Source organism: Ancylobacter sp. WKF20, assembly GCF_029760895.1.
Lineage (GTDB): Bacteria > Pseudomonadota > Alphaproteobacteria > Rhizobiales > Xanthobacteraceae > Ancylobacter.
This window is the reverse complement of record NZ_CP121679.1, coordinates 3,778,598-3,791,495: the sequence shown is the minus strand read 5'-3', so window position 1 is coordinate 3,791,495 and position 12,898 is coordinate 3,778,598. Positions and strand designations below refer to the sequence as shown.

11 protein-coding genes are annotated in these 12,898 nt (G+C 71.1%); all 11 read right to left on the bottom strand.

The features are described from left to right. Positions 1 to 14: 14 nt before the first annotated feature. On the bottom strand, positions 15 to 749 hold the full coding sequence (locus AncyloWKF20_RS17550; protein WP_279315255.1) for a nucleotidyltransferase family protein: 735 nt from the start codon (positions 747 to 749) through the stop codon (positions 15 to 17). Next, entirely contained in the window at positions 746 to 2,620 is a 1,875-nt protein-coding gene (tsaE, locus tag AncyloWKF20_RS17545; RefSeq protein WP_347710381.1) for a tRNA (adenosine(37)-N6)-threonylcarbamoyltransferase complex ATPase subunit type 1 TsaE, read from the bottom strand. Before tsaE ends, AncyloWKF20_RS17550 begins: the two co-directional genes overlap by 4 nt. A gap of 4 nt (positions 2,621 to 2,624) precedes the next feature. Continuing rightward, the gene (locus AncyloWKF20_RS17540; RefSeq protein WP_279315254.1) at positions 2,625 to 5,237 is read right to left on the bottom strand and encodes a PAS domain-containing sensor histidine kinase; all 2,613 of its coding nucleotides are present in this window, start codon (positions 5,235 to 5,237) and stop codon (positions 2,625 to 2,627) included. 189 nt (positions 5,238 to 5,426) lie between these two features. Then, entirely contained in the window at positions 5,427 to 6,404 is a 978-nt protein-coding gene (gene cysK, locus AncyloWKF20_RS17535; protein ID WP_279315253.1) for a cysteine synthase A, read from the bottom strand. Between the two features lie 161 nt (positions 6,405 to 6,565). After that, the gene (locus AncyloWKF20_RS17530) at positions 6,566 to 7,009 is read right to left on the bottom strand and encodes an Rrf2 family transcriptional regulator (RefSeq protein ID WP_267584232.1); all 444 of its coding nucleotides are present in this window, start codon (positions 7,007 to 7,009) and stop codon (positions 6,566 to 6,568) included. A gap of 67 nt (positions 7,010 to 7,076) precedes the next feature. After that, complete coding sequence (dut, locus tag AncyloWKF20_RS17525) at positions 7,077 to 7,562, bottom strand: dUTP diphosphatase (RefSeq protein ID WP_279315252.1); 486 nt, start codon at positions 7,560 to 7,562, stop codon at positions 7,077 to 7,079. Then, complete coding sequence (gene coaBC / locus AncyloWKF20_RS17520; RefSeq protein WP_279315251.1) at positions 7,562 to 8,791, bottom strand: bifunctional phosphopantothenoylcysteine decarboxylase/phosphopantothenate--cysteine ligase CoaBC; 1,230 nt, start codon at positions 8,789 to 8,791, stop codon at positions 7,562 to 7,564. Before coaBC ends, dut begins: the two co-directional genes overlap by 1 nt. A 234-nt stretch (positions 8,792 to 9,025) precedes the next feature. After that, positions 9,026 to 9,247, bottom strand: coding sequence for an amino acid transporter (locus AncyloWKF20_RS17515; protein ID WP_279315250.1), 222 nt, complete (start codon positions 9,245 to 9,247; stop codon positions 9,026 to 9,028). Positions 9,248 to 9,259: 12 nt separating this feature from the next. Next, complete coding sequence (gene ubiB, locus AncyloWKF20_RS17510) at positions 9,260 to 10,828, bottom strand: 2-polyprenylphenol 6-hydroxylase (protein ID WP_279315249.1); 1,569 nt, start codon at positions 10,826 to 10,828, stop codon at positions 9,260 to 9,262. A gap of 4 nt (positions 10,829 to 10,832) precedes the next feature. Further along, complete coding sequence (ubiE, locus tag AncyloWKF20_RS17505) at positions 10,833 to 11,606, bottom strand: bifunctional demethylmenaquinone methyltransferase/2-methoxy-6-polyprenyl-1,4-benzoquinol methylase UbiE (RefSeq protein WP_279315248.1); 774 nt, start codon at positions 11,604 to 11,606, stop codon at positions 10,833 to 10,835. Between the two features lie 137 nt (positions 11,607 to 11,743). Next, complete coding sequence (locus tag AncyloWKF20_RS17500) at positions 11,744 to 12,763, bottom strand: L,D-transpeptidase (protein ID WP_279315247.1); 1,020 nt, start codon at positions 12,761 to 12,763, stop codon at positions 11,744 to 11,746. Between the last annotated feature and the right edge of the window lie 135 nt (positions 12,764 to 12,898).

The following is a 12,898-nucleotide window of genomic DNA, read 5'->3' as shown; positions in this document are numbered from 1 at the left end:
ATCCCACTTTTGGCTCACGCGGTCGAGCGGCGGATGGCTTCCTCCGCCTCGGCAATGGCCTCGGGCGTGCCGACATGCATCCATGTCCCTTCCATCCGCATCCCGAAGAGCCGCCCCTCCTGCACCGCGCTGCGGAACAGCCGCGCCAGCGAGAAGGCCCCGGCGGGCGCCCCCTCGAACAGGCGCGGCGACAGCACCGCCGCTCCGGCATAGACGAAAGGCGTCACCAGCCGCTCATGGCGCGGCTCCAGCCGGCCCTCGCGGTCCATGGTGAAGTCGCCCGCCCCGTCATAGCCGATGGAGGTCGCGGTCGCCGCTAGCAGCAGGCGCGCATCCATGGTGGCGGGATCGAAGCCGGCGGCAAGCTGGACGAGGTTCGTCCGGATGCCCTCGATCCAGATGGTGTCGGAATTGATAGAATAGAAGGGCTCCGCCCCGAAGAGCGGCAGCGCCCGGACGATGCCGCCGCCGGTGTCGAGCAGCGCGTCGCGCTCGTCGGAGAGGATGAGCGCGGGCGGTCCGCTGCGGCCGGCGAGATGGGCCTCGAGGATGTCCGCCTTGTAGTGCAGGTTGACCACGGCGGTCTCGACCCCGGCATCCGCGAGGCGGTCCAGCACATGGTCGATGAGCGGTTTGCCGTCCACCTCGACCAGCGGCTTGGGAATGCGGTCGGTCAGCGGGCGCATGCGTGTGCCGAGGCCGGCGGCAAGCACCATGGCGCGGCGGATCGGGGAAGCGGGAGACGTCATGGATGCGGTGTCGGGTTGGTCGTGCCGTCAGATACAGAGTCAGGCTGCGGATCGGACGGCAGGTCGGATGAGGGCTCAGTGGTCTCGGCGGGAGCGACCGGATCGGGCACGCCCGGCTCCTCCGGCGTGACGGAAGCGGATGACGGGGCGATGACATCCGCCGCCGGGGCGGCGGGAGCGGCCTCCATTGGCGGTGGCGGAACCGGCGCGGGGGCTGGCGCCACCGTTGCCGCCGGAGCGGGCGCCTCGCGCGCCAGGAAGGAGGGCGGCGCGGCGGCGCGGGCGGCGCGGATCATCTCGGCCGGCACCTCGCCCTCGGGCGGGGGGACATGCTGGGCGAACCAGGCCCGCAGCGGGGCGAGATCGGTAAAGGCCAGGCTGCGCTGGAGATAGAGCCAGATGCGCGGAATATGCCGGAGATAGCCGGGCTTGCCGTCGCGGTGATTCAGCCGGGCGAAGATGCCGAGGATCTTGGTCGCGCGCTGTGCGCCCATCACCGCATAGGAGGCGGCGAAGGCCTTGAGGTCAAACCCCGGCTCTTCGGCCCGGCGCGCCTTGAGGTAGCGGCCGAGCAGCGCCAGCTCCAGCTCCTCCGGCACATCGACGCGCGCATCCTGGGTGAGCGAGACCACGTCATAGGCCGGCGGGCCCATCAGCGCGTCCTGGAAATCCAGGAGGCCGATCTGCTCCAGCCCGTCGCGTTCCTCGATCCACATGAGGTTCGGCGAGTGGTAGTCGCGCAGCACCCAGGTCGGCGCCTGCGCCAGCGAGGCGGCGAGCGCCTGCGTCCACAGCCGGCGGAAGCTGGCGCGGGCGAGCGGACCGGCCGGCGGCAGGCCGCGATGCGGCAGATACCAGTCGAGCAGCAACTCGACCTCGATCAGCATCGCCTCAAGGTCATAGGGCGGAATCACATGGTCGATGCCCGGCGCGACGGGCAGCGTGTCCGGCAGCTCGCTCGCGTGCAGGGCGGCGAGCACGTCGATCGCTACCTCATAGCGCTCCGGCATGGGCGCGGGCGGGGTGCCGGCGAGCACGCCCTCCTCGCCGAGATCTTCCATCACCAAGAGCCCCGCCTCGAGATCGGCGGCGTAGATGGTGGGGGCGGAGAAGCCGAGCCCCTTCAGCCCGCGCGCCAGCGCGACGAAGGGCTTCACGTCCTCGGCGATATGGGCGATGGCGCTGTAAGGCTTGCCGTCGCGCACCGGCGGGCCGTCCGGCCGGCGCGGCGCGTTCATCAGCACGGCGTTGCGGCGCGAGCCGACGAGGCGCTCATAGGTGCGGGTCGAGGCATCGCCCTGCAAATGGCGGCGCTGGGCCGGGCCGAAGCCGGCGGTGTCGATCAGCGAACGGATGGCGCGCATGCGCTGCAGGGCGCCAGCGAGCCGTCCATGACCGAGCAGGCGCACCCGGCGGCGCTGCTCCGGCGCGTCCGGCGGGATGCTGATGCGCAGCTCCAGCCGGTTGGCCGGCAGCGCGCCCTCGCCGGCCCGCTCGGGCCATTCGACCAGCGTCACCGCGCCATCGGTCAGGTCGTACCAGCCGATTTCCTCGAGCTCGGAGGAATCGCCGAGCCGGTAAAGATCGGCATGCACCACGCGGTGGCGCGGCAGGTCATAGGTCTGGATCAGCGTGAAGGTCGGGCTCGGCACTTCCAGCAGCGGATCCTGCGCCAGCTCGCGGATCAGCGCGCGGGCGAGCGTGGATTTGCCGGCGCCGAGGTCGCCTTCCAGCGCCACCACGTCGCCCGCCTGAAGCAGGGCGGCGAGATCCATGGCGAGGCGGCCTGTGGCGTGCTCGTCCGGCAGCACCACCTCCCAATGGGCGACGGCCGGGGCGGCGACGGGGGCGGTGCTGCGGGGATCGGCCATGGCGCTACTCCGCCGCGATCCGGCCGGTGCCGGCTTCCAGGGGGAACGTACAGGTAACCAGCGTGCCGCCGCCCGGCGCCGGGCTCAAGGTGATGGTGCCGCCATGCAGCGCCACCAGCGAGCGCACGATGGAGAGGCCCAGCCCCGCGCCGCGATGGCGCGAGCCGGCGGTGTGGCTCTCGAAGCGGTCGAACACGCGCTCGGCCAGCTCCGGCGGCACGCCCGGCCCCTCGTCGCGCACGCGGAAGATCACCTCGCCCTTGCCGCGTTCGGCCGAGAGCGTGACGGTGGTGCCTTCCGGCGCGAAGCCGACGGCGTTGGACAGCAGATTGTAGAGGATCTGCCGCACACGCTTGGCATCGGCGCGGAAGGTGCCGGAGGCGCTGCCGGGCTCGATGGCGAGGCGGATGCCGCCCTCGGCGAGGCGGTCGCGCACGCCCTCGGCCGCCGCCTCCATGGCCGCGCGGACCTCCACCTCGGTGACGTCGAGCGTCATCGCCCCGGCGTCGATGGTGGCGAGGTCGAGAATGTCGTTGATGATGGCGAGCAGCGCCGCGCTGGATTCGGTGATGTGGCCGACATAGGCGCGCTGGCGGGTATTGAGCGGGCCGACGCCGGCATCGTCGAGCAGCTGGGCGAAGCCGATGATGGTGGTGAGCGGTGAGCGCAGCTCATAGGAGACGTGGCTGACAAAGGTGCTCTTGAGGTGGTCGGCCGCCACCAGCGCCTCATTGCGCTCCACCAGCGCGCGCTCGACATGCACGCTGTCGGTCACGTTGCGCAGCGTCACCAGCGTGCCCCCATCCGGCAGCGGCTGGGTCGAGCCATCAAGAATGGCGCCGTCGCGCCGCTCCATGCGGAATTCGGTCGGCAGCCGTGCCTCGATACCGGTGACGGCGGCGCGCAGCCGCGCCCAGACTTCCGCGTCGCCGCCCAGCGCCCGGCAGGCCTCGGCCACCTTGTCGATATGCGGATGGGCGGCGAGCAGCGCCGCGTCGAGCTTCCACAGCCGGGCGAAGGCGGAATTGCTGAGGCCGAGCCGGCCATCGCTGCCGAACACCGCGACCGCCTCGGCGAGCGCGTCCAGCGTCTCGCTCTGGATGCGGATCAGCGCGTTGTAGCGGCTCTCCAGCGCGAGCCGCTCGGTAACCTCGTCGAACAGATAGGTGACGCCGCCTTCCGGGTTCGGCGCGGTGACGACGCGCAGCGTGCGCCCGCCCGGCAAATGCCACCAGTGCTCGCGCGGCTCGATGGCGCGGTAGGCGCTGTGCAGTTCCTCGCGCCACAGACGGAAATCGGCCTGCTCCGGCAGGCGCCGGGCGGCGCGCAGCCGGTCCAGCACCGCCGGGTCGGTCGGCCGGTCGTCGAGGAAGCCGGGGTCGAGCTCGAACAGGCTGGCATAGGCCGCGTTGTGGAAGACGAGGCGCTGGTCGGCACCGAAGATCGCCACGGCGGTGGCAAGCTGGTCGAGCGTGCGGCGGTGCGCGCTCACCACATGGGCGAGTTCGGTGCGCACGCTTTCCGCCTCGGTGGCGTCGAGCGCGATGCCGGCGACGCCGGCGGGTGTGCCGACCTCCAGCACGTCGAGCACGCGGCGGCTGCCGGCGACCACCACGGGCATGCGGACGGCGAAGGGCGTGCCGTTGGCGCGGGCCTGCGCGGCCTGCGCGCGGGCCTGCTGGTCGATGAGATGCAGGCCGCGCTGGGCGGCTTCGTGGCCGTCGCGCGCCTCCACCGCATGGACATAGGCGGCGTTCACCCAGCGCAGCTGCCCGTCGGTGGTGCCCATCCAGGCGGGGGCCGGCAGCGCGTCGAGCAGGCGGCGCAGCGCGGCGGTCTCGGCGTCGAGCGCGCGGTAGGAATCGCTGAGCCGCGCATGGTCGAGCCGCACGCCGGTAATGTCGCGCAGGCGCAGGATCACCGCCGAGCCGACCGGGCGGCCATCCGCCTCGATATGGCGGCCATCCTGCGTCGCCAGCGTCAGCGCCAGCGGCATGCCGGACGCGCGCAGCCGGTCGACACCCGCTTCCAGCTCACGGGCGGAAGACGGGGCGAGCCAGGCGCCATAGGCGAGGATGCGGGTCGGCGCGGCGACGCCGGTAAAGGCGGGGGTGTTGCCGATGATCTCGGGATCGGCGCCCGGCTCCCGCCAGACCACGACGATCTGCGGCTCCGCCATCAGCAAAGCGCGCCCTTCCTCGATCCGGGCCTCCAGCCGCGAGATCTCGCCAAAGGCGAAGCCCTCACGCTCGGCGGCGAGCCGGCGGAAGCGCACATGCACGATGGCTGTGGTGGTGGCAAAGGCGATGAGGCCGAGCACGAGAGCAAGCGCGATCAGCGCCTCCGGCTCCAGCGCGGCGACCGCCGCCAGCAGCCCGGCCACGGCATCGGGGGTCGTCGTGCCGGTTTGCGCCGCAAGACCGCCAGCCGGCAGCGCGACGAGCAGCACGGCCAGCAGGCGGCGCATAAGGCGCGGCCCGCGCTTCGGACGCGGCGTGGCGGAGAACAGGGGCAGGTCGCGCTCGGGCTCCGGCGAGGCGGCGTACAGGCCGAACACGGGGGCGCGCGGCACGGACGGATGCTGCGCCGCGCGCGGCTCCGCCCCGTTCCCGTCCATGGCCTGGTCTCTGCCGGCCGGCTGCGCCATCCGCGCCCGTCCCCCCTTGCCGACTGTCGATTCCCGGTGCGTCACGGTCCGGTCGCGCCGCCTGCCGCGCAACCGAATCACCGAGACTTTACCCAAGCGGGAGTCGCACTAGAAGGGCGGCGACCGAAAGCGGCGCCGCCCTCTGGGGATGGCGGTGGATCAGAGGCCTTCAAAGAGCGGCGTGGAGAGGTAACGCTCGGCGAAGGACGGGATGATGACGACGATGGTCTTGCCGGCATTCTCCGGGCGGGCGCCCACTTCCAGCGCCGCGGCGATGGCCGCGCCGGACGAGATGCCGACCGGAATGCCCTCAAGGCGGGCAATGGCGCGGGCGGTCTCGAACGCGGTCTGGTTGCCGACGGTCACCACCTCGTCGATCACCGAGCGGTCCAGCACCTCCGGCACGAAGCCGGCGCCGATGCCCTGGATCTTGTGCGGGCCGGGCTGGCCGCCGGAGAGCACCGGGCTATCCTCGGGCTCGACGGCGACGATGCGCAGGCTCGCCTTGCGGGGCTTCAGCACCTGGCCGATGCCGGTAATGGTGCCGCCGGTGCCGACGCCGGACACGATGATGTCCACGCCACCGTCGGTGTCGTTCCAGATTTCCTCCGCCGTGGTGCGGCGGTGCACGGCCGGGTTCGCCGGGTTGCGGAACTGCTGCGGGATGATCGCGTCCGGCAGATCCTTCACCAGTTCCTCGGCCTTGGCCACCGCGCCGCGCATGCCCTGCGCCGCCGGGGTCAGCACCAGCTCGGCGCCGAGCAGAGCAAGCATCTTGCGCCGCTCCACCGACATGGATTCGGGCATGACGAGGATCAGCCGGTAGCCATGGGCGGCGGCGACGAAGGCCAGCGCGATGCCGGTATTGCCCGAGGTCGGCTCGACCAGCACGGTGCCCGGACGGATGAGGCCGGCCTCTTCCAGAGCCTGGATCATCGACACGCCGATGCGGTCCTTCACCGAGCCGATCGGGTTGAAGAATTCGAGCTTGGCGAGGATGCGGGCCTTCACGCCACGCTCGGCGGGCAGCCGGTTGAGCTGCACCAGCGGGGTGTCGCCGACAGTCTCGGTGATCGAGCTATAGACCTTGCCGCGCCCCACCTTGGCGGGAGCGGACGTGTTGACGGCCTCGGCCATAAACGTCTCCTGCGAACACGGGGGCTGGAAGCCAGGAGCTTGGAACCAGCATCCTCCCGCGACGTTGCTTGTTGCGCGGAACCGCTTAGCGCAGCCCCGCTCGTTGAGCTATGGCTAGCCTATTCACGACGATGTGTCGAGGATATAAATAATTAACGAAATTATATGGTGAAATCGATGCCTTCGGGCAGTCCCTTGCGCAGCGTGTCCTGCGCGGCGGCCCGGCAGAGATCCTCCACCGTCACCCCGTCCAGCGCGGATTCAAAGGCACGCTCGGCCTCGGCCACCGCCGGCTGCACGATGTCGCGGACAATGGCGGGCGCCGTCTCCAGCGCCTCGTCGGCCTCCGCCTCCACGACGCGAACCACTTCCGCCACGGTGATGCGGCGGCGCTCGCGGGCGAGTTCATAGCCGCCGCGCGGGCCGCGCACGCCCTTCAGCACGCCGGCATGGACGAGCGCCTGCAGCACCGGTTCCAGATGGCGGGGCGGGAGGTCGTGCCGCGCGGCCAGCGCCTTGGCGGCCACCGGCATGCCGCGCGCGTGCAGCGCGACGTCGACGACAGCGGCGATGGCGAGCAGGCTCTTGTCGGACAGGCGCGGCATGGCTCTCGTCGGTTGGGGCGGCGGGACGGTCGCGAGGCACCGGCCGCAAAGGGCCGGCAAGCCTTGGCTAACCCGTTATTGCCGCCGCGTCGAGACCCGTGGAGCCGAATCCACCGCTACCGCGTGTTGTTTCATCCAAATTCCCGACAACAACCGGATGAACCCGCGTCACCGGCGCCACCACCATCTGCGCGATGCGCTGGCCGCGGGCGATCTCCACCGGCTCGGCGCCGAGATTGACCAGGATCACCTTCACCTCGCCGCGATAATCCTCGTCCACCGTGCCCGGCGCATTCAACACCGTCAGCCCCTGCTTGAGGGCGAGGCCGGAGCGCGGGCGCACCTGCGCCTCGAAGCCCGCCGGCAGGGCGATGGCGATGCCGGTCGGCACCGCCGCGCGGGCGAGCGGGAGAAGCGTCAGCGGCGCGTCCTCGGGCAGGGCGCAGACGAGATCGAGCCCCGCCGCCCCGGCGGTGGCATAGGCCGGCAGCGGCAGGCCTTCGCCATGGGGCAGCACCGCGATGGGCAGGTCGAGAAGGACGGGGGCGGTCATCAGGGGGTCTCCGGTCCGAGAAAGGCGGCGATGCGCGCCACCAGCCGCTCGGCCACCTCCGCCTTGGAGGCGGCGGGCCAGGGCTCCACACCCTCGGCGCTGATGAGATGCACTTCGTTGCGGTCGCCGCCCATCACCCCGCCCGCAATGCCGCTCTGGGCGGAGACATCATTGGCGACGATCCAGTCGCAGCCCTTGCGGGCACGCTTGGCGGTGGCATAGGCGACGACATTCTGCGTCTCCGCCGCGAAGCCGACGACGAGGCGCGGGCGCCCCGCGCTGCGCTGGGCGACGCCGGCCAGAATGTCGGGATTCTCGGTGAGGCTCAGGGGCGGCAGCGCACCGCCCTCCTTCTTCATCTTCTCGCCCGCCTCGCGCGCCACCCGCCAGTCGGCCACGGCGGCGGCGAAGATGGCGGCATCCACTGGGAGCGCGCCTTCCACCGCCGCCAGCATCTGCCGGGCGGTCTCGACGTGATGGACAGTGACGCCAACAGGGTCCGGCAGGTTGACCGGGCCGGCCACCAGCGTCACCCGCGCGCCGGCCTTTGCGGCGGCGGCGGCGATGGCGTGGCCCTGCTTGCCGGAAGAACGGTTGGCGATATAGCGCACCGGGTCGATCGGCTCATGGGTGGGGCCGGAGGTGATGAGCAGATGCCGCCCGGCGAGCGGGCCGGGCGTGGCGGGCGCCAGCAGCGCCTCAGCGGCGGCGACGATTTCCAGCGGCTCGGCCATGCGTCCGGCCCCCGCCTCGCCGCGCTCAGCCATCTCCCCCGCATTGGGGCCGATGAAATGGAGGCCGTCCGCGCGGAGCTGGCCGACATTGCGTGTGGTCGCCGGGTTCGCCCACATCAGCGGGTTCATGGCAGGGGCGAGAAGGATCGGCCGGTTGCTCGCCAGCAGCACGGCGCTGGCGAGGTCATCGGCGAGGCCATGCGTCATCTTCGCCATGAGGTCGGCGGTCGCCGGCGCGACGATCACGAGGTCCGCCTCGCGGGAGAGCCGGATATGGCCGATATCCTGCTCCGCCTCGCGGTCGAACAGATCGGTGAACACCCGGTCATGCGCCAGCGCGCCGGCCGCCAGCGGCGTGACGAAATGCTGCGCGGCCGCCGTCATCACCACGCGCACCCGCGTGCCGCGCTCCTTCAGCCGGCGGATGAGGTCGAGGCTCTTATAAGCGGCGATGCCGCCGCCGATGATGAGCAGAACCGTCTTGCCTGCGAACATGCCGATGTCCCCGGGGGAAGTCGCCTTGCGCTATAGCGCGCCCCGCCCGCCGCGCACAGGGGGCAGGTGGCCAGCGAGGCCGGCCGTGACGGCGCCCAACGCCGTCAGCGTTCAGGCGTCACTCCGCCGGGCCGATATGAGGACGGCGGGCACGTGAGGCGACCAGATAGACGATGCCGCCGACGATGAGGGCGCCGACCGGCATGATCAGCAGCAGCAGAAAGTCCGCAGTTGTCATGACACAAGGCTCCCGAGAAGACGCCGTGCGAGAAAATGTAGGGCGATGCTGCCCACAAGGCAAATCACGCTGATGGCGGCGATGCCAAGGGCGGGGGCCGCGCCGCCGTTCAGGACCGAGACAATCGGGCCAACGCCGCCGACGGCCATCACCGCGATGGCGACCCCGTTCAGATAGGTTGCGGACAGTTTCGTTCGCTCATTGTGAACGAGGCTCACGCAGCACCTCCCTCAGAACAGCAGATGCCCCGCCAGCAGGGCGGCGATCACCCAGAGGGCGATGGTCATCCAGCGATTGCCGCGCCCTTCCGCCCGGCCGATGGCCTCCATCGTCTGCGGGGCGAGGGCGATGCCGTCGCGGGTGGCGGCGTCGAGCTGGCTGGCGATGCGCTGGCCCTGCGCGATTAGCTCGGGCAGCGTCTGCAGCGAGCGGCCGAGCGCGCCAAAGCCGTCCGCCACCTCTTCCAGCCGCCCGGCCGGGCCGAGATTGCGCTCGATCCAGGTCCGCACCACCGGCTCGGCGGTCTTCCACATGTCGAGCCGGGGATCGAGATTGCGGGCGACGCCTTCGACGACGACCATGGTCTTCTGCAGCAGCAGCAGCTCGGGCCGCGTCTTCATGTCGAACAGCGCGGTGACCTCGAACAGCAGGGTCAGCAGCTTTGCCATGGAGATCTGGTCGGCCGGGCGCGAATGGATCGGCTCGCCAATGGCGCGGATCGCCTGCGCGAAATCCTCCACCGAATGGTGCGGCGGCACATAGCCGGCCTCGAAATGCACCTGCGCGGTGCGCAGCCAGTCGCGGGTGATGAAGCCGTAGAGGATTTCCGCGAGGAAGCGTCGTTCCTTGTGGCCGAGCCGGCCCATAATGCCGCAATCCACCGCCACCAGCCGGCCCTGCGGATCGACGAACAGGTTTCCCGGATGCATGTCGGCGTGGAAGAAGCCGTCGCGCAGCGCGTGGCGCAGGAAGGACTGCATGACGATGCGCCCGAGCGCGGGCAGGTCATGCCCGGCGGCGCGCAACCCCTCGGCATCGTTCAGCTTCACGCCGTCGATCCATTCGGTGGTCAGCACCTCCCGGCCCGTGCGGTCCCAGTCGACCGCCGGCACGCGGAAATCCTCTTCCGCCTCCGTGTTCTGCGCGAGTTCGGAGAGCGCGGCGGCTTCCAGCCGCAAATCCATTTCCATGGCGACGGAGCGGGCGAGCGTGTCCACCACCGCGACGAGGCGCAGGCGCCGCCCCTCCGGCGAGGCCCGCTCGCCGAGCCGGGCGGCACGGTAGAAGGAGGACAGGTCCACCCGGAAGCGCCGCTGCACATCCGGGCGCAGCACCTTCACGGCGACGCGGCGGGTCGCCCCGTCGGCGCCCACCACCGTGCCCTGATGCACCTGCGCGATCGAGGCGGCGGCGAGCGGGCCGCTCAAGCTCGCGTAGACCGCGCTGGTCGGCCGGTCGAAATTGCGCGCGATGGTCGCGTCCGCCACCGCCTGCGGGAAGGGTGGCATCCGGTCCTGAAGGAGTTCCAGGTCGCGGGCGAGCTGCGGGCCGACGACATCCGGGCGCGTGGCGAGGAACTGGCCGAGCTTCACATAGGACGGGCCGAGCCGGGACAGCGCGGCGCCGAGGCGCTCGGCGCTGGAAGCGGGCCCGCGCCGCTCCACCAGCCGCGCGAGGCGGAACAGCGGCTCGGAGCCGGGCGGCAGCAGGTCGGGGTCGATGCGCGAGAGCACGCCCTCGCGCGCCAGCACGAAGCCGGCATGGGCGAGGCGAAGGAAATCACCGAGGGGAGTGGCCACCGGCTCAGATCCGCACGCCGGCGTGCAGGCAGACGATGCCGCCGGTCAGCGGCGTGTAGCCGACGCGCTTCAGCCCGGCCTCGCGCATCATCTGCGCGAACAGCTCGGGCGCGGGAAAGCGGCGGATCGATTCGACGAGGTACTGGTAGGACTCGGCGTCGCCGGTGACCATCTTGCCCATGCCGGGGATCAGCTTGAACGAATAGGTGTCGTAGATCGCGTCCAGCACCGGCATGTCGACGCGGGAGAATTCCAGCACGAAGCACTTTCCGCCGGGCTTCAGCACGCGGCGCATCTCGGCAAGCGCCTTGTCCATGCGCGGCACGTTGCGGATGCCGAAGGCGATGGTGGTGGCGTCAAAGGAGCGGTCGGCGAAAGGCAAGCTCTCGGCATTGGCCTCGACGAACTCGACCCGCTCGGCGAGGCCCAGCGACGCCGCGCGCTCGCGCCCGACGCCGAGCATCCCGCCATTAATGTCGGCGACCGTCGCCCGCGTGCCGGCCCCGCCCGCCTCGACCGTGCGGAACGACACGTCGCCCGTGCCGCCGGCGACATCCAAGAGCGCGAAGGGCCGGTCGGTCTTGGGCGGGCGCAGGCGGGAGACCAGGAGGTCTTTCCAGACGCGATGCAGGCCCATCGACATGAGGTCGTTCATCAGGTCGTAGCGGCGCGCGACCGAGTGGAACACCTCGTCCACCATGCGCTGCTTCTCGCCCAGCGGCACGGTGCGGAAGCCGAAATGGGTCTCGCCGCCGCTCTCAGCCTCGCTACCCGCCATGTGCCGCTCCTGCTCGCGCTCGCAAAATCGCGCGGACCCAAAATCGCGCGGACCATAGCGGAGGGACCGGCCGGCTCCAAGCGCCCGCCGGGGGCAGGAGCCATGCAGACGGGGGATGGCGGGTCAGATCACCCGCATCAGATGACGCGCACCAGGGCGCCGACGTTCACGCGGTTATAAAGATCGGTCACATCCTCGTTGCGCATGCGGATGCAACCGGAGGACACCGCCTGACCGATGGTCTCCGGCTCATTGGTGCCGTGGATGCGGTAGAGCGTGTCGCCGAGATAGAGCGCGCGGGCGCCGAGCGGGTTTTCCGGCCCGCCTTCCATCACCCGCGGCAGGTCCGGGCGGCGGGCGATCATTTCCGCCGGCGGGCGCCATTCCGGCCATTCCCGCTTGTTGGAGACGCGCTGCGTGCCGCTCCAGGCAAAGCCCTCGCGCCCGACGCCGATACCGTAGCGCAGCGCCGTGCCATTGCCCTGCACGAGATAGAGATAGCGCGCGCCGGTATCGACGATGATGGTGCCCGGCGGATCGGCGCTGGAATAGCGCACGAGCTGCTTGTTGTATTTGGGATCGACGCCCTTGCCGCCGCTGGCGCTGCGGTGGATCGGCAAAGGCGGGCCGTCCTCGTCATAGGAGTTCTCGACATCGTAGCCGGCGCGCGGCGCGACGGCGGCGGTGCGGGTGCTCGCGCCGTGGGCCGGGGCGGCGCCCACCGCGCCAGGCGGCAGCACGACATCGCCGCCGGCATAGGTCGCGGTGGAATAGGTCGTGGCGGAGGTCGAGACCGTGATGGTGCCGCGCGGGGCCGCAGTGGTGCTGCCCGCTCCCCCGCCCACCACACGCGCGGTGCCGCCATAGCCGGCGCCGACATCGACGCTCGGGCGCGGACCACCATAGCTCGGGGGATAGACGCTCGCCGCGCCCGGCTGCCAGCCGGAGCCGCCCCAGCTATTCGCCGGGCGGGCACGGGCGGGCGCCGCGCCGCTGCGCTGGCCGGAATAGAGCTGGTAGGAGGAGGCGAAGCCCTCCATGCCGCTCTGCGCCTGCGCGGCGCCGGTGGCCGCCAGCAGAAGCAGGGCGGCGCTGCCGGTCAGGACGCTCCCGCGCAGCGCGGCGGTAAGGCGGGCAAGGCACGAATCAGCGCGCATAGGGGGCAATCCGGCACCAGGGAATGAACCACAGGTTGGTTCCCCATGGTTAATTTCCGGTTAGTGCCGAATTACCGCCGCGCCAGCGTGGGCGCGGCCCGTTCTCAGGGCAGGGTCAGCTCAGGCGCGCTTGGC